This window comes from Flavobacterium laiguense (assembly GCF_003097655.1).
Lineage (GTDB): Bacteria > Bacteroidota > Bacteroidia > Flavobacteriales > Flavobacteriaceae > Flavobacterium > Flavobacterium laiguense.
This window is the reverse complement of record NZ_QCZH01000001.1, coordinates 210,528-227,332: the sequence shown is the minus strand read 5'-3', so window position 1 is coordinate 227,332 and position 16,805 is coordinate 210,528. Positions and strand designations below refer to the sequence as shown.

The following is a 16,805-nucleotide window of genomic DNA, read 5'->3' as shown; positions in this document are numbered from 1 at the left end:
TTTTCGGAAATCATAAAAATCCCGAATCATAAAAAATAAACACAATGGCAAAAGAAGTAAAATCAGTAGAATACGGATTAGAAAAAATATTCGAAGGAGCGCAAGATTTCCTTCCGCTTTTAGGAACCGATTATGTCGAATTCTACGTAGGTAACGCAAAACAATCGGCACATTATTATAAAACGGCTTTCGGTTATCAATCATTGGCGTATGCCGGACTGGAAACTGGGGTAAAAGACAGAACGTCTTATGTATTGAAACAAGACAAAATTCGAATTGTTTTAACCACTCCTTTAACGCAAGATTCACCTCTTCACGATCATTTGAAAAAGCATGGAGACGGAGTAAAAGTAGCCGCTCTTTGGGTAGAAGATGCAAGAAGTGCTTACGAAGAAACCATGAAACGTGGTGCCCGTTCTTTTATGGAGCCTACGGTTGAGAAAGATGAGTTTGGTGAGGTGGTACGTTCTGGAATCTATACCTATGGAGAAACCGTTCATATTTTTGTGGAAAGGAAAAATTACAATGGTGTTTTCTTGCCAGGATACAAAGAATGGAAATCCGATTACAATCCAGAACCAACAGGTCTAAAATACATCGACCACATGGTTGGAAATGTGGGTTGGAACGAAATGAATACTTGGGTGAAATTCTATGAAGACGTTATGGGATTTGTAAATTTCCTTTCTTTTGATGACAAACAAATCAATACTGAATATTCAGCTTTGATGAGTAAAGTAATGTCAAACGGAAACGGAAGAATTAAGTTCCCAATCAACGAACCAGCCGAAGGAAAGAAAAAATCACAAATCGAAGAATACTTGGATTTTTACGGTGGGCCTGGAATTCAGCACATCGCCATCGCTACCGATGATATCATAAAAACAGTTTCGCAATTAAAAGCAAGAGGAGTTGAGTTTTTATCGGCACCGCCACACGCCTATTACGAAGCTATTCCGGAAAGATTGGGTGTACACATGGAAATGATGAAAGAGGATTTGGCCGAAATAGAAAAACTAGCCATTATGGTCGATGCCGATGAAGACGGTTATTTATTGCAAATTTTCACAAAACCGGTTCAAGATAGACCTACTCTGTTTTTTGAGATTATTCAAAGGATGGGAGCCAAAGGTTTTGGCGCAGGGAACTTCAAAGCCCTTTTTGAGTCAATAGAGCGCGAACAGCAATTGCGAGGAACGCTGTAAAATTTGATTATTTTTACATTATCAAAAAAAATAATAGTTAATTAACCCTTAAAGCTGCAGATGTTGTGTTAAACTCGAATTTTCACTAAAAAAACCTTGATTTATACAATACCTTTGCACTCGCAAATTAGGGAGGGGTGGTTTCCTTCTTAGTTTCATATAAATTTTCATAATTTATAGTTTTTTGGTTAGTTAATAGCATAAAAACTCAGTCATTAATTTGACTGAGTTTTTTTGTTTTAATACATTTGAGGTCATTTTAATTTAAATGAATCCTGACCAATGAAAAAAATTGCAATTTTCTTGATATTGGTGGTAATCTTGGGTTTTGACACACAAAAAGAAGAGGCTTATTCCATTGGTGAATTTCTAAAGTTTAAAGTGCATTACGGAATGCTAATTGCGGGTTACGCCACAATCGAAGTTAAAGACGCTACTCTAAACGACCAATCCGTTTATCATGTTGTTGGAAAAGGCTATTCTACAGGAATGACCAAATTCTTCTTTAAAGTCGAAGATCTGTATGAAAGTTATATTGATAAGAACACCAGAAATCCCTATCGATTTGTTCGAAAGATAAATGAAGGTGGATATACCAAAAATCAAGAAGGATTCTTTGATCAAAAAGCGAATAAAATCACCGTAAAAGATTATAAGCATAAAACCGAAAAAACGTTTGGCTTTTCTAAAAACACACAGGATATTTTATCATCTTTTTACTATTTAAGGAATTATCCCAACATCAATAAAATAAAATCTGGAGAATCTGTTATTATTGATATGTTTTTTGACAATGAGACTACAAAATTTAAGTTAAAATTCATAGGAAGAGAAGATATTACAACTAAATTTGGCATTGTTTCTACAATGATTTTTAAGCCTTTGGTACAATCTGGGCGTATATTTAAAGAGAAAGAAAGTTTAACGATTTGGATTTCAGATGACTATAATAAGATACCCATTCGAATAAAAGCAAGTCTTTTGGTAGGGTCTCTAAAGGCTGATTTGGAAGAGTATAAAGGATTGCAACATCCGTTTAAATTAAAATTAAAATGACAATAAACGATACTACAGCATCAATTTTAGAAGAAATTGATCAAAAATACCAAGCCATAAACCAAAAAACGGAGACTCATCTTGAAGGGTTGCTTTGGTCTAAACCAATAACGTATTGGGACTACATTCAAACGGATGCTTTATTGAATTTGCAAATTCAAAGAACAACGCTACCTGATGAAATGGTTTTTATCATGTACCACCAAGTCAATGAATTGCTTTTCAAGATGATACTATGGGAGATGCGTCAAATCTCGTATGCCGAATCCCTGACTACCGATTTTTTTACCGAAAGGCTAATGAGGGTGAGTCGTTATTTTGATATGCTTACCACATCGTTTGATATCATGGGTGACGGAATGGAAGTAGAGCAATACATGAAATTTAGAAATACACTTACTCCAGCAAGTGGTTTTCAGAGCGCACAATACAGGATGATAGAGATAGCCTCGACAGATTTAATTAATCTTATCGATTACCGTTTTCGAGCGACTATTGATAGAAATACACCTTACGAACACGCCTTAGATCACATGTATTGGCAGGCAGCGGGGAAAGATCATCAAACGGGAGAGAAATCCTATTTGTTATTGGAGTTTGAACGCAAATACAAAGCGGCATTTATAACTCAGATGAAGGAATACAATACCATAAACCTTTGGCAAAAATTCAAGCAATTACCGGAATCAGACCAAAAAAATCCGGAACTGGTAAAAGCTATGCGTCATTACGACCATACCGTAAACATTACATGGGTTATGGGGCATTTGAATGCAGCTAGAAAATATATAGATAGCGGGAAAGGTGATGGAGAGGCTACAGGCGGAAGTGATTGGAAGAAATACATGCATCCAAGATACCAAAGGAGGATTTTCTTCCCGGAATTATGGAGTGAAGAAGAATTAGCCAACTGGGGAATCGAAAAATAAAATAGATATAATAAAAGAGGTAGCTTGAAACAAGTCATTATAATTTTAGCAGTATTGTTTTCTTTATTGTCCTGTAATAGGAGTGAAGATACCCTAGGAGATGTGGCAGTAAAAAAACAGTCCAAAATAAGTGACTTTGGATTTACTTTGTCTGATTATAATGTAGTTAATGATACCGTACAATCAGGAGATACTTTTGGGAGTATTATCCAAAAACAAAACATTGGAGACAAAAAAATCTTTGATATTGTTGCACAGGTAAAAGATACTTTTGACGTGCGTACCATTAGAATAAACAAACCTTATACGCTGCTTAGATCCAAAAGCAAAACCAATAAACTGGATGTTTTTATTTATCAACCAGATGCATTGCATTATTATGTTGTCGATTTGCGGGATTCTATTGCAGTTGCTCACAAGAAAACGAAACCTTTAACCTTAAAGCAAAGAACGATTGGTGGCGTGTTAAAAGGATCTTTGTCTGAAACATTAGAAGGAGCAAAAGTAGAAGGGGCATTGGCAAGTAGAATTTCAAAAATATTTGCATGGTCTGTCGATTTCTTTAAACTGAAAAAAGGAGATCGGTTTGGTTTGACTTTTACCGAAAGATATATTAATGATTCTATTTACGATGGGGTAGATAGTCTCCAAGCGGCTTTTTTTGAATATAAAGGGAAGATCATTTATGCCTTTCCATTTGAACAAAATCAAGGTTCGGGTAAAGTAGAATATTATGATGAAGAAGGAAAAACATTGAAAAATTTCTTTCTTAAAACTCCAATAAAGTTTAGTCGTATTTCTTCTCGTTTTACTTCAAATCGTTTTCATCCCGTACAGCAAATCTGGAAAGCACATAAAGGAACCGATTATGCGGCGCCTTATGGAACGCCTATTTCTACAACAGCTGCGGGAACGGTGGAACAAACAGGCTACACGGCAGGAAACGGAAACTTTGTAAAAGTAAAACACAATAAGACTTATTCTACTCAATATTTGCACATGTCCCGAATACTGGTAAGACGTGGACAACATGTGAATCAAGGGCAAACCATAGGATTGGTGGGAAGTACAGGATTGGCAAGTGGGCCACATGTGTGCTATCGATTCTGGAAAAATGGTGTCCAAGTAGATGCTTTGCGATTGAAACTCCCCAATGGGGAACCAATGAGCGGAAAAAACAAAGAACGATTTTTGAAACATATTGAGCCTTTGAAATTTGAATTGGATAGCGTTTCTAATTTATAAAAAGGGTTACCATATAAGAAATATAAGGTCACCCGTTGGGTGTAATTGTTTTTTTACCACATAGAGACATAGAATTTATAGTTTTTGAAAAGAGTTTGATAGATGTTTTACTTTTCACATAGACAATCTATGTGAAAAATAGTGCTATTTCTATTCATTCTTTAATTATTAGTTATAAATCTATGTATCTATGTGGTTTATTTTTTATTTAAACAGAATTACCCCCAGCAGGTTAAGGTCATATAAGTTATTGTTTTTTGTATCCTAGCTTAAATGTTCTTATATTTCTTATATGGTTAAAATTTAATCTTCTTTATTTTTGAACATAGCGATTTATTTCTGTGATTTGATATTAAATTGTTATATAATAAACTGATTTTAGTCCATTCAAACTTATTTCAGTAAATTTGGGCAATTTAAAAAACTAAAATTAAATGGCTTTAAACACAATAAACCCAACCGAAACAGCTGCTTGGAAAAAACTTCAGGCACACTATACCGAAATGCAGAAGGCTTCGATGACAGCGATGTTTCAAGCCGATACTTCAAGAACCGAAAAATTTCATTTGAAATGGGATGACTTTTTGGTTGATTATTCCAAAAACAGAATCAATCAGGAAACCATTGATTTGTTACTTGAGTTGGCAAACGAAACAGGTTTGAAAGATGCTATATCCGATTACTTTGGTGGGGCGATTATCAATCAAACAGAGAATAGAGCCGTTTTGCATACCGCTTTGCGTGCAAATGAATCTGCAGTAATCAATGTAGATGGTGTTAATGTAATGCCGGAAGTATATGCCGTAAAAAACAAAGTTAAATCGTTTACAAGCGAAGTAACTTCAGGACAAAGAACAGGATATACCGGAAAACCATTTACCGATGTTGTAAATATAGGTATTGGCGGTTCAGATTTAGGTCCTGTGATGGCAGTTGAGGCTTTACAGTTTTATAAAAATCATTTGAATGTACATTTTGCATCGAATGTTGATGGAGATCACGTAAATGAAATTATCAAAAAACTAAATCCAGAGACTACCTTATTTGTGATCGTTTCTAAAACCTTTACCACTCAAGAAACTTTAACAAATTCGGAAACGATTAAAGCTTGGTTCTTGAAATCGGCAAAACAAGAAGATGTAGCGAAACATTTTGTGGCGGTATCCACTAATATTCAAAAAGTAACCGAATTTGGGATCAATCCAGATAATGTTTTTCCAATGTGGGATTGGGTTGGAGGACGTTTCTCTTTATGGAGTGCTGTGGGTCTTTCTATAAGTCTTGCCGTTGGTTTTGATAATTTCAATGACTTGTTAAGTGGTGCCAATGAAATGGATGAGCATTTTAAAACCGCCGACTTCAATAATAATATCCCGGTAACACTTGCCTTATTGAGTGTTTGGTACAATAATTTCTTTGGTGCCGAAAGTGAAGCTTTGATTCCATATACACAATATTTGCAAAAACTGGCTCCGTACTTGCAACAAGGAACGATGGAGAGTAATGGTAAAAGTGTAGGTCGTGATGGGAAACCAGTAAATTACGAAACGGGAACTATTATTTGGGGAGAGCCAGGTACGAATGCCCAACACGCCTTTTTTCAATTAATCCACCAAGGGACCAAATTGATACCTTCTGATTTTATTGGATTTGTAAAACCATTATACGGAGATGAAGATCATCATGATAAATTGATGTCTAACTTTTTTGCTCAAACCGAAGCCTTGATGAATGGTAAATCTCAAGAGCAAGTTCAGGCAGAGTTTGACAAACAAGGGCTTAGTGCCGAAAAAGCAAGTGTGCTTCTGCCTTTCAAAGTGTTTAGCGGGAACAAACCAACCAATACGATATTGATTCAAAAATTAACACCTAAATCTTTGGGATCTTTAATAGCCATGTACGAACATAAAATTTTTGTGCAAGGGATTATCTGGAACATCTTTAGTTTTGATCAATGGGGAGTAGAACTGGGGAAACAGTTGGCCAATTCTATATTGGAAGAGATCAACACAAAGCGAGTTGCAACCCACGATAGTTCTACAAAATTTTTACTGAATCATTTTTTGGAAAATAAGTAGGTTGTTTCTGCAATTAGTACTTTAAAAAAAGCCTTGATTTGTGAAATCAAGGCTTTTTTTATAGATAAAAAAGCATAAATTTTTTCAGGAATCCAAATTAAAACAATTATTTCGGAATTTTACATTATCATATTCTTAGTGTTTATGTTTAAATTTAAGCAAAAGTGTAAAATATTAAACAATTAATAAAAATATGTTTATTTAGTATGCGTGAATAGTAAAAAGCGCAATTCCTTAAGGTTTCCTTAACATTAATTGATTCAAATGTTATAATTTTGCCAAATTAAAACCAAACAAATAATATGAAAAAAATCACCTTTATTTTTATTTTTTTTCTGTCGGTTATCGGTTATTCTCAGGTAACAACTTCAGGGATTTCAGGAACAGTGAGGTCGAGTTCTGGCGCAAATATTCCAGGGGCATCGGTTCATGTGGTTCACCTTCCTACGGGAACAAAGTATAATGCGATTACAAATTATACAGGAGGATACTCTATACAGGCAATAAGACCAGGAGGTCCTTATACTGTTAAGGTTTCTTTTATCGGCTTTAGAACCAGTGAAACTACAGAAATTAATGCTCCATTAGGAAGTACTGTAACTGTAAATGTGTTTTTTGAAGATGAAACAAGTCAGCTAAAAGAAGTTGTTATTACTAAGTCGGGATCAAACGGGGCTTTTTCAAAAGGAAAAACAGGAGCGTCTCAACAGTTTTCAAATAGACAAATTAATGCTGTACCAGTTATTGGGGCTCGATCAATAAATGCAATTACAAAATACAATGCCAATGCAGGAAGTGGCGGTACCTTTGGAGGTCAAGATTCAAGATTAAACAACTTTACTATTGACGGTTCGGTTTTTAATAATGGTTTTGGTCTTGGTAGTGATGCCTCAGCGGGAGGAAGAACAGGTTCTACGGCAATTTCACTTGATGCGATTGAGCAATTGCAAGTAAATATTGCTCCTTTTGACGTTCGTCAAACTGGGTTTACAGGATCAGGAATTAATGGTGTTACTCGAAGCGGAACAAATGAAGTGGAAGGATCAGTATATAATTCTTTCAGAAGTAATAAAGAAAGTTTCGTTGGAACAAAAGCGGGTGAAGTTAGAATTGTACCAGCAAAATTTGATGAAACAATTTGGGGAGCTAGAATTGGTGCTCCAATTATAAAAGACAAATTATTCTTTTTTGGTAATTTTGAAACTATAGAGAATACAAGTCCAGCATCGAATTGGACATCTACCAATTCACCAAATGGAAGTGCCCAGGTTTCGGCTCCAACATATGACCAAATGCAAGCCCTTTCTACTTTTATGCAGGATAAATTCAATTATACTACTGGGCCATGGGAAAACTATGATTCTAAGAAGGAGTCTAAAAAGTTTCTTGGGAAAGTAGATTGGAATATCAATGACGACCATAAATTCTCGGTTCGTTATGTACATAGTGACTCTTCTTCTGATCAAGGTATTTCAAATTCAAGTTCTTTAGGATTTGGAAATAGAACAGGGAATGTAAATTCAATGTCGTATAAAAACAGTGGATATGTTATTGAAGACAATACGAGATCTATTGTTGTGCAATTGGACTCTAAGTTATCTGAATCATGGAGTAATAATTTCATTGCAGGATATGATGTGCAAATAGAGGACAGGTCACTTCAAGGTGGAGGATTGTTTCCAACTATAGATATTAAAAATGGACAACCAATTCCTGCGCCAGGAACAGGGTTTTCTACAGGAAATACGAATTTTATCTCTGTAGGATTGGACCCTTTTACGCAAGGAAATAAATTGAATTATTCTACTTTGCATTTTACAAATAATGTTACTAAGTATTTAGGTAAACATACTTTATTATTTGGGGCAAACTATGAGCATTTCAAATCTGAGAATTTATTCTACTCTGGTTCAAATGGAGTTTTTATTTTTAACTCTTTAGATGAATTTTATAAAGCTGCGGATGAATCTATAGCTTTGGGTGGAGCTCCATCAAAAACGAATTTGCCGGTTAGAACGCAATTTAGATATTCTGCTTTACCTGGTGCCGCAGATCCATGGCAAGTATTAGAGTCTAATAAAATTGATGTTTACTTACAAGATGACTTTAAAGTAAACGATCAGTTTAAAGTTATTTTTGGTTTAAGAGCTACAACTGTTTTCTTTAAAAATACCGCTATTGAAAATCCAGCTGTAACGTCAATGACTTTCGCTAATGGTGAAAAATTTAATACAGGCGAAATGCCGGATACTCAATATTTATTTGAACCAAGAGTTGGTTTCAATTTGGATCTAACGGGAGATTCAAAAACATTAGTAAGAGGGGGGACAGGTATTTTTACAGGTAGACCACCTTATGTGTATTTATCAAATGCAATCGGGAATAATGGAGTATTAACTGGTTTTGTTGATGCTAACAACGCTTCAGTTGGTGCTGGTGGATATGGTTTCACAGCTAATCCAGCTCAGTATTTTACACCAGCTACACCAACATTGCCTTCTACTTTTGATTTGGCTTTTACAGATAAAAACTATAAATTTCCACAAGTTTGGAAAACTACAGTTGCTGTTGATCAAAAATTACCATTTGGTTTCGTAGGAACTATTGAAGGGATATTTAGTAAAAACATCAATGAAGTGGGATATTATAATGCGAATTTAGCCAATCCAGTTGGGACTATTAATGGTCCAGACAACAGACCTTTATTTGCAGGTACTGATAATGGAGTTCGTATTAATAACAATGTTTCTAATGCTATTGTACTTACAAACACCAACCAAGGATATTTTTACTCTACTACAGTTAAATTAGAATATCCATATAGCAGAGGGTTATGGGGATCGTTTGCTTATACGCATTCTGCTGCTTATGATTTGATGTCACCAGGATCAACTGCCTCAGGTTCCTGGGCAACTGGAACGAAGTCTGTTAATGGTAATAATGATCAAGAGTTAAGTCTGTCTAATAATAATACGCCTAACCGATATGTTGGTATTATAGGATACAAAATAGATTATGGTACCAAGTATGGAGGGGCAACAACTATAAACTTAGGATATATCGGAGAACAATCGGGCCCATTCTCCTATTTTTACGGAGGAGATTTGAATGGCGATTTAGTTACAAATAATGATTTGCTTTTTGTGCCGGAAAAAGCAACGGATCTTAGATTTAGCCCAATTTCTCAAAATTTGGGAGGTTCTACACAGGTTCTTTATACCGAAGCGCAACAACAAGAGGCTTTTGATAAATTTATAGACCAAGATCCTTATTTGTCTAAAAGAAGAGGGCAGTATGTGGAGAGAAATTCAAATGTTTTGCCAATGTTGCATAGAGTTGATTTGTCAATTACACAAGATTTCTACGTGAATATTGCTGGTAAAAGAAACAGTTTCCAGTTTAGAGCGGATATCTTGAACTTTACAAATTTCTTGAATAGAGATTGGGGTATTTCACAACGTGCTGGATCAAATATTTTGGCTGTCGCACAAGCGCCAAGTGCTGCTAATAATTTCACGCCTTTTTATACAATGGCTTTGCAAACGGATAATGAAGGGAAAAGATTCTTAGCTAAAGATACGTTCCAGAAAAATGCTTCTGTGTCTGATGTTTGGCAAGCTCAATTTACCCTAAGATATACTTTCGGGAAATAAAAAATATTTTTAAAAACTAGACAAATACTTTATAAACATAAAATAATTAATTATGAAAATTAAAAATCAAATCCTATATTTTGTTTCTGTTTTAGCAGTTGCATTAATGACATTTTCTTGTACCAATGATGAAACTAAAGATGTAGTGAAACTTCCTTCTATAGTTGAAATAGCAAAAGCTGACCCAGCTAATTTTAGCATTTTCGTGGATGCTTTGAAGAAAACAGGTTTAGATATAACTTTAGGTAATCCAGGTTCATATACCGTATTCGCACCTACTAATGCTGCTTTTACGGCTGCTGGGTATACTAGTGCAGCTATAAATGCTTTGAATCCTTTAGTTCCTGCAGATGCTACTGCAATTGCCGATTTAAAATTACGATTACAAAATCATGTATTAGGACTAGGAACAAGAACATCTGATTTATTGGCAACGGGTTATTCTAAAACTTTTGGGTTTTTGAAAACTAGTGCAACTTCTACTTCTGGAGCAAACTTGAGTATGTTTATTAACAAACCTGCAACAGATGTTTTAGTTAACGGTGGTGCTGTAAATGGTGGAGCTAAAATTACTACTGCGGATATTGATGCAAGTAATGGAATTATGCATGTTGTTGATGCCGTTTTACTATTGCCAACAATCGTAAATCAAATTGCTGCAAATCCAAGTTTGACTTCTTTGTTAGGATTGGTTAAAAGTACTCCTCAAGCTAGTGTGTTGGCTACTTTGAATGCTGCTACTGGAGCTGCTCCTGTTAGCGTTTATGCTCCAAATAATGATGCATTTGCTACTGCTTTAGCTACTGGTGGTTATTTAGTAGGTAAAACAGATGCTGATATTACTAAAATTTTAAATTATCATTTAGAAAAAAGTAATAGAGTTGCAGCTTCTACAACTGCTTTCTCAACTTCTGTTGATATAACAGTTACAACTTTGTTTCCTACTTATACATTCGTGATAACTAAAGGAACTTTAAAAATTGTTGACAAATCTACACCAGCTGTTAATGCTAATGTAAAAGTTCTTAACATTCAAGGTTCAAATGGTTCAATTCAAATAACTGATAAAGTTTTGAAATCATTGTAATAAAATATTTTTTTTAGCAAAAACCCAGATATTATTTCTGGGTTTTTTTTTGGACTTTAATTTTTTTAGAATTGATTTTTTTACAAATTGAATTTAACTGATGGTGTCAAAAAGCAATTTTTTTTCTTGCCATTTGATTCTTGGTCAGGTTTTTTTATGACTTTTTTGCTTATATTTGTTCAAATTAAAAACTTATTTATGTACACTATTTTACAAAAATTTCACTCCGGTTGGGCTTATGTTGCGTTATTAGTTCTTGTTATTGCTGCTGTTAATGCGATAATTGGAATGTCTTCCAAAAAAGAATTTACCGCCAAAGATCGAAAAATTGCTTTGTTTGGTTTGATAGGCACACACGTTCAATTGTTGTTTGGTTTGATTTTGTATTTTGTGTCTCCGCTAGGATTGGACTCTTTGGGACAAATGTCCGATAAAGCATTGCGTTTAACTTCATTAGAGCATCCATTAATTAATTTAATCGCTATTACCTTGATTACTATTGGTTGGTCTAAACATAAAAAATTGACAACAAGCGAATCAAAATTTAAAACCTTTTCTATATTTTACGGTTTAGGATTAGTGCTGATTTTAAGCAGAATTCCTTGGTCATTGTGGTTTTAACCCATATTTAAAAGTACTTTTCAGGACTTTTTTTTACCCATAATTTTTTTGCAATTCAAAGTTTCACCTAATAAACTATAAATGAAAAAAATAATCACGCTGTTATTTTTACTGGCCAATATTGGTTTGGTAAGCAGTCAAAGTTCTATTATAAACAGCAAAAAATTTTCCATAAATAAAGACACTGTAAAAAAAACAAATAAAATTGTCGAGAAAGAAGTTGAACCAGTTGCAGTTGCCCCAGATACTGTGATTGTTGAAACAGGAAAGTTTGTATTCTTCAAAAAAAATGCCCACGCCTCCTATTACCACGACAAGTTTAATGGCAAAAGAACGGCAAGCGGCAAGCGATTTGACAATAAAAAATTAACCGCAGCCCATAGAAAATTCCCTTTTGGAACCAAACTCAGAATCACGAATGAAGCCAACGGAAAGTCAGTTATTGTAGAGGTAATAGACAGAGGTCCTTTTGCTAGAGGGAGAGAAATTGATTTAAGTAAAAAAGCTTTTATGGATATTACTTCTAACAAAAGTAGTGGCGCGGTAATTGTAAAAATAGAGGAATTACGCAAATAAAATCACCAACTTTTAAAAGGATTGTTGCTCAAATAGGAATTGTAATAGCGTTTGTCATTGGTAACTTCTTCGCCTAGCCAAATAGGTTTTTCAAAAGATTCCGTTTCTGATTGAAGTTCAATTTCAGCCATAATTAAGCCTTCATTGTCGCCGTAAAACTCATCTATTTCTACGATGTGTTTGGCTGTTTTGACCTCAAAACGGGTTTTGTCAATTACGCCAGTTTCACACAAAAGCAATAATTTTTCAGCTTCATCGATGGGGATTTCTTTTTCCCATTCAAAACGGGACATACCCGATTCATTTGAGATGCCTTTTATAGTCAAAAAACCGGTATTTCCTTTTATGCGTACTCTTACAGTTCTTTCGGGAACTGCGCTCAAATAGCCTTGTTTTATTCGGTTTTGAGTAAATGCTTCTTTCTTGTATGCATCCGAAGTAACTAAAAATTTTCTTTCTATTTCTATCATTTTCATGAATTTTTTTAAGGAGCTTTATCCAGCTGTGCACTATATCTTTTTCTTTTTAAAGGAAAAAGAAAAAGGATGCCGTTTCTCCCGATAGCTATCGGGACTGGGCTAGTAGTTGCATCAAAGATATTCATTTATTTTTAACAGTTCCAAGTACTGTTTCTTTCAAAACGTTTCTAAATTTGTACAATGCTCGAATCCGTTCCAAATAGAAAAATCATACACATCGACATGGATGCTTTCTATGCCTCGGTAGAGCAAATGGATAATCCTGAATTGCGGGGAAAGCCCATTGCTGTAGGTGGTGCCGAAAATCGCGGAGTGGTATCAGCAGCCAGTTATGAAGCCAGAAAATTTGGGGTTCGAAGTGCTATAAGTGGTGTTTTGGCCAAAAAGTATTGTCCAGAACTGATTTTTGTAAAACCTCGTTTTGATCGTTACAAAGAAATCTCCAAAAAGATCCACAAGATATTTCGTGATTATACAGATTTGGTCGAGCCTCTTTCGTTAGACGAAGCATATCTAGATGTCACCCAAAACAAAAAAGGAAACCCTAGTGCTGGTTTATTGGCTCAGGAGATTCGATTGCGTATTTTTAATGAAGTAGGCTTAACGGCTTCGGCTGGGATTTCGGTCAATAAATTTGTTGCCAAAATTGCGAGTGATTATAACAAACCCAACGGTCAAAAAACGGTCAATCCAGACGAAGTCATTTCTTTTTTGGAACAACTACCCATTCAAAAATTCTATGGGGTAGGGAAAGTGACTACTGAAAAAATGTTTCAACTTGGAATTTTTACGGGCTTGGACCTTAAGAGTAAATCGGTTGAATTTCTGGAAAAGCATTTTGGTAAGTCGGGTGCTTTCTATTATAATGTAGTTCGGGGCGTTCACAACAGTGAAGTAAAATCGGATCGAATTACAAAATCGGTTGCAGCCGAGCATACTTTTGACAGTAATCTTTCTTCTGTGATATTCATGGTCGAAAAGCTTGAAAAAATAGCCCACGAATTAGAACGACGTTTGAAAAAACACAATATTGCAGGTAAAACCATTACTCTAAAAATCAAATACAGCGATTTTACCCAACAAACGCGCAGTAAGACGATGCCTTATTTCATTTCGGATAAAGCGTTGATTCTAGAAACGGTTAAGGAGTTGTTATACCAAGAAAAAATGAAAGATTCGGTTCGGCTTCTAGGCATTTCTTTGAGCAACTTAAATACGGAAATCAAAAAAACGATTGTGGTTCAGCTGAAATTTGATTTTTGATTCGGAAAGGCATTTGCTTGGGTGATAGTTGAGTCCTTATTGATAGTGCTGTGTTCTTTTGATTGATTTGTATTTGAACTGTAAAAGTAAAGCAACCTCAAATGATGGTGGTTGATTTTGCTAGTGAGATTGCTCCGTTCCTGACAATGACGTTGCGCATGTCTTTGCGAGGAACGAAGCAATCACATTTGCTGAGTCGATAATCTAAGATTCGGTATGGAATTCAAGTCTTGTATCAAAATCGGAAGTATATCCAATATAGAATCGGCTTAGTTTAGCAGAATGCAAGATGTAAACACAGTTCATATTTATCGATTTTAGGCAAAAAAAAAGACCATCATTGCTGATAGTCTTTTTGATAATGCTCCCTCTCTTGGGCTCGAACCAAGGACCCTCTGATTAACAGTCAGATGCTCTAACCAACTGAGCTAAGAAGGAAAGTGTGATTCACTTTTGAAGCGGTGCAAAGATATGCTTTTATTTGAATGTAGCAAATGTTTTTTTAAATTTTTTAAAACCTTTTTAAGTGTTGATTTTGCTGAGTTTTAAACAAAAAAAAGACTATCATTTTGGATGGATTATTTTCTGATAATTGTTAAAGTATTGACTATGGGTGTCTATCTATTAGTTTTTTACTCATCTCAGGATGTTTACTCAGGTTCTGTAGGTAGATTTTACTCTTCATTGATTTAATGTGTTTTTCAATTTTTCTAGCCTGAATAATATCCTGACATTCGAACGAAAAAAACACCGTCCAGTCATTAGTTATTTTTGAATAGGCACTTTTGAATTCGCCACTATTGTGCCAATGAAGACGATTTTCTAAATCGGAAGTTTCTCCAATATAGTAGGTGTCTTTTGTGGGAGAGTATAAAATATAAACGAAATGATTCATAAACAAATATAAACAAAAAAGCCTGACATTGCTGTCAGGCTTTTAAAAAGCTCCCTCTCTTGGGCTCGAACCAAGGACCCTCTGATTAACAGTCAGATGCTCTAACCAACTGAGCTAAGAAGGAAACTGTATGTTTTTATTTTATCAATTTAAGAACTTTTTCTCTAACCTCCCGATAGCTATCGGGATGAGCTAAGAAGGAAAGTGTTGTTCACTTTTAAAGCGGTGCAAAGATATGATATTATTTGGTTGTTGCAAACAAATAATGCAAAAAAATCATTCTTTTTTACTTGCCAATTACGGCCTTGTAAATGTCATTTCCGTTAGCAAAAAGCAGCAGGCTTATAAGTAATACGAAACCAACCATTTGAGCATTTTCCAGGAATTTGTCGCTTGGTTTTTTACCGCTTACGATTTCAAATAGTAAAAACATTACGTGTCCACCATCAAGCGCCGGAATAGGCAATAAGTTCATAACACCAAGCATTATCGACAATATGGCTGTGATGCTCCAGAAAACTTCCCAGCTCCAAGAACTTGGAAAAATGTCAAATATGGCTTTAAAACCACCTACTTGTTTGTAAGCTTTGGTTTCTGGATTGAAAATCATTTTTAATTGTTTACCATATCCTACCAATTGGTCTTTTCCTTTTTGAATTCCAAAAGGAATTGATTCCAGGAAACTGTATTTTTGATGTGTAATTTTGTAATAGCCTAATTTTTCAAGTGATTGAAGCCCTAAAATTCCAGAATAAATCCCCATTTTTCCAGCATTAGAAACAATTACGTTAACAGGCACTTCTTTTTGATCGCGTAAAACGACAGCAGGAATGGTTTTATTTTTGTTTTTTTCTAAAATAGATTTTACTTCGTCTGAATATTTTGTTTTTTGACCATTTAAGGACACAATTATATCTTTTGCTTTAAGCTCTTTGTTTAAAGACTCTGCAGGCACTTCTGTAATTGCAAATGGAATTCGAATGTTAACTAATGGTACTTTCTCGACTTTAGACAATTGGTCAACAAAGTCATTTGGCATTTTAATCGTTTGTTCGACACCATTTCTATCAATGACAACTTCTTTGGCTAAAATAACTTTAGAACTGATTTCTTTGTCAAAACGTACAATCTTTTCTCCATCAACAGCAACGATTTTGTCTCCAGATTTGAATCCGGCATTGATCATCGCTTGGTTTTCTATCAAAAGACCGTCTTTCATATCGGCATTTGCAATATAGGAATCTCCATAAGCATATGCCATACCTATATATATAATGAAAGCAAGTATAAAGTTTACTGTTACCCCCCCCAACATAATAATCAAACGTTGCCAAGCAGGTTTGGATCTAAATTCCCAAGGCTGTGGAGGCAAAGCCATTTGTTCCTTGTCCATACTCTCGTCGATCATTCCAGATATTTTTACATAACCACCAAGAGGCAACCAGCCAATACCATATTCGGTTTCTCCGATTTTCTTTTTTAGAAGGGAATATTTGACATCAAAAAACAAATAGAATTTCTCGACTCTGGTTTTGAATAATTTTGCTGGGATGAAATGTCCTAATTCGTGAAGTATAATAAGTAATGATAAGCTCAATAAAAATTGAGAAAGCTTGATAACTATTTCCATTTTTTAATTTTCGGTTCTTTAATGACGGACAAAAGTACTATTTTCTATTTTATTATTTGCGCTATATTTTTGGGTATCGTTTTAAATG

14 protein-coding genes and 2 tRNA genes are annotated in these 16,805 nt (G+C 34.8%); 10 read left to right on the top strand and 6 right to left on the bottom strand.

The annotated features are described in order from the left end of the window. Positions 1–44 precede the first annotated feature (44 nt). From hppD to DB891_RS00965, 9 genes are all read left to right on the top strand, one after another. Complete coding sequence (gene hppD / locus DB891_RS01005) at positions 45–1,205, top strand: 4-hydroxyphenylpyruvate dioxygenase (RefSeq protein ID WP_116759688.1); 1,161 nt, start codon at positions 45–47, stop codon at positions 1,203–1,205. Positions 1,206–1,487: 282 nt separating this feature from the next. After that, positions 1,488–2,261 (top strand): DUF3108 domain-containing protein, encoded by a 774-nt coding sequence (locus DB891_RS01000; RefSeq protein ID WP_116759686.1) that lies wholly within the window; start codon positions 1,488–1,490, stop codon positions 2,259–2,261. Beyond that, entirely contained in the window at positions 2,258–3,190 is a 933-nt protein-coding gene (locus DB891_RS00995; protein WP_116759684.1) for a tryptophan 2,3-dioxygenase family protein, read from the top strand. Before DB891_RS01000 ends, DB891_RS00995 begins: the two co-directional genes overlap by 4 nt. 24 nt (positions 3,191–3,214) lie before the next feature. After that, positions 3,215–4,435, top strand: coding sequence for a M23 family metallopeptidase (locus DB891_RS00990; protein WP_116759682.1), 1,221 nt, complete (start codon positions 3,215–3,217; stop codon positions 4,433–4,435). Between the two features lie 434 nt (positions 4,436–4,869). Continuing rightward, a complete protein-coding gene (gene pgi / locus DB891_RS00985; RefSeq protein WP_116759680.1) occupies positions 4,870–6,513 on the top strand; it encodes a glucose-6-phosphate isomerase in 1,644 nt (547 codons plus the stop codon). Positions 6,514–6,815: 302 nt separating this feature from the next. Then, positions 6,816–10,166: a TonB-dependent receptor gene (locus DB891_RS00980; protein ID WP_116759678.1), complete on the top strand. Its 3,351-nt coding sequence runs from the start codon at positions 6,816–6,818 to the stop codon at positions 10,164–10,166. A gap of 52 nt (positions 10,167–10,218) precedes the next feature. Next, complete coding sequence (locus DB891_RS00975; protein WP_116759676.1) at positions 10,219–11,253, top strand: fasciclin domain-containing protein; 1,035 nt, start codon at positions 10,219–10,221, stop codon at positions 11,251–11,253. A gap of 198 nt (positions 11,254–11,451) precedes the next feature. Beyond that, entirely contained in the window at positions 11,452–11,874 is a 423-nt protein-coding gene (locus DB891_RS00970; protein WP_116760313.1) for a hypothetical protein, read from the top strand. Positions 11,875–11,955: 81 nt separating this feature from the next. Beyond that, on the top strand, positions 11,956–12,450 hold the full coding sequence (locus DB891_RS00965) for a septal ring lytic transglycosylase RlpA family protein (RefSeq protein ID WP_116759674.1): 495 nt from the start codon (positions 11,956–11,958) through the stop codon (positions 12,448–12,450). Between the two features lie 2 nt (positions 12,451–12,452). Here the strand turns inward: DB891_RS00965 and DB891_RS00960 are convergent, their stop codons facing one another. Continuing rightward, positions 12,453–12,920, bottom strand: coding sequence for a CYTH domain-containing protein (locus DB891_RS00960; protein WP_116760311.1), 468 nt, complete (start codon positions 12,918–12,920; stop codon positions 12,453–12,455). 189 nt (positions 12,921–13,109) lie between these two features. Here DB891_RS00960 and dinB point away from each other — a divergent pair, with 189 nt between their 5' ends. Beyond that, positions 13,110–14,192 (top strand): DNA polymerase IV, encoded by a 1,083-nt coding sequence (gene dinB, locus DB891_RS00955; RefSeq protein WP_116759672.1) that lies wholly within the window; start codon positions 13,110–13,112, stop codon positions 14,190–14,192. Between the two features lie 204 nt (positions 14,193–14,396). Here the strand turns inward: dinB and DB891_RS00950 are convergent, their stop codons facing one another. The 5 genes from DB891_RS00950 to rseP all read right to left on the bottom strand — a co-directional run bounded on the left by DB891_RS00950 (position 14,397) and on the right by rseP (position 16,717). Beyond that, complete coding sequence (locus tag DB891_RS00950) at positions 14,397–14,498, bottom strand: GIY-YIG nuclease family protein (protein WP_116759670.1); 102 nt, start codon at positions 14,496–14,498, stop codon at positions 14,397–14,399. Between the two features lie 58 nt (positions 14,499–14,556). Continuing rightward, positions 14,557–14,630 (bottom strand) — tRNA-Asn (locus DB891_RS00945). A 169-nt stretch (positions 14,631–14,799) separates the two neighbouring features. Further along, positions 14,800–15,087 carry a GIY-YIG nuclease family protein gene (locus DB891_RS00940; protein WP_116759668.1) on the bottom strand — a complete coding sequence of 96 codons (288 nt, stop codon included), beginning with the start codon at positions 15,085–15,087 and terminating at the stop codon, positions 14,800–14,802. 50 nt (positions 15,088–15,137) lie between these two features. After that, positions 15,138–15,211, bottom strand: a tRNA-Asn gene (locus tag DB891_RS00935). A gap of 162 nt (positions 15,212–15,373) precedes the next feature. Next, positions 15,374–16,717 carry an RIP metalloprotease RseP gene (gene rseP / locus DB891_RS00930; RefSeq protein WP_116759666.1) on the bottom strand — a complete coding sequence of 448 codons (1,344 nt, stop codon included), beginning with the start codon at positions 16,715–16,717 and terminating at the stop codon, positions 15,374–15,376. Positions 16,718–16,805: the final 88 nt, after the last annotated feature.

Coding starts and splice junctions, on each gene's coding strand:
- hppD (WP_116759688.1), top strand. CDS start 45: ATGGCAAAAGAAGTAAAATCAGTAGAATACGGATTAGAAAAAATATTC.
- DB891_RS01000 (WP_116759686.1), top strand. CDS start 1,488: ATGAAAAAAATTGCAATTTTCTTGATATTGGTGGTAATCTTGGGTTTT.
- DB891_RS00995 (WP_116759684.1), top strand. CDS start 2,258: ATGACAATAAACGATACTACAGCATCAATTTTAGAAGAAATTGATCAA.
- pgi (WP_116759680.1), top strand. CDS start 4,870: ATGGCTTTAAACACAATAAACCCAACCGAAACAGCTGCTTGGAAAAAA.
- DB891_RS00980 (WP_116759678.1), top strand. CDS start 6,816: ATGAAAAAAATCACCTTTATTTTTATTTTTTTTCTGTCGGTTATCGGT.
- DB891_RS00975 (WP_116759676.1), top strand. CDS start 10,219: ATGAAAATTAAAAATCAAATCCTATATTTTGTTTCTGTTTTAGCAGTT.
- DB891_RS00970 (WP_116760313.1), top strand. CDS start 11,452: ATGTACACTATTTTACAAAAATTTCACTCCGGTTGGGCTTATGTTGCG.
- DB891_RS00965 (WP_116759674.1), top strand. CDS start 11,956: ATGAAAAAAATAATCACGCTGTTATTTTTACTGGCCAATATTGGTTTG.
- DB891_RS00960 (WP_116760311.1), bottom strand. CDS start 12,920: ATGATAGAAATAGAAAGAAAATTTTTAGTTACTTCGGATGCATACAAG.
- dinB (WP_116759672.1), top strand. CDS start 13,110: ATGCTCGAATCCGTTCCAAATAGAAAAATCATACACATCGACATGGAT.
- DB891_RS00950 (WP_116759670.1), bottom strand. CDS start 14,498: ATGAACTGTGTTTACATCTTGCATTCTGCTAAACTAAGCCGATTCTAT.
- DB891_RS00940 (WP_116759668.1), bottom strand. CDS start 15,087: ATGAATCATTTCGTTTATATTTTATACTCTCCCACAAAAGACACCTAC.
- rseP (WP_116759666.1), bottom strand. CDS start 16,717: ATGGAAATAGTTATCAAGCTTTCTCAATTTTTATTGAGCTTATCATTA.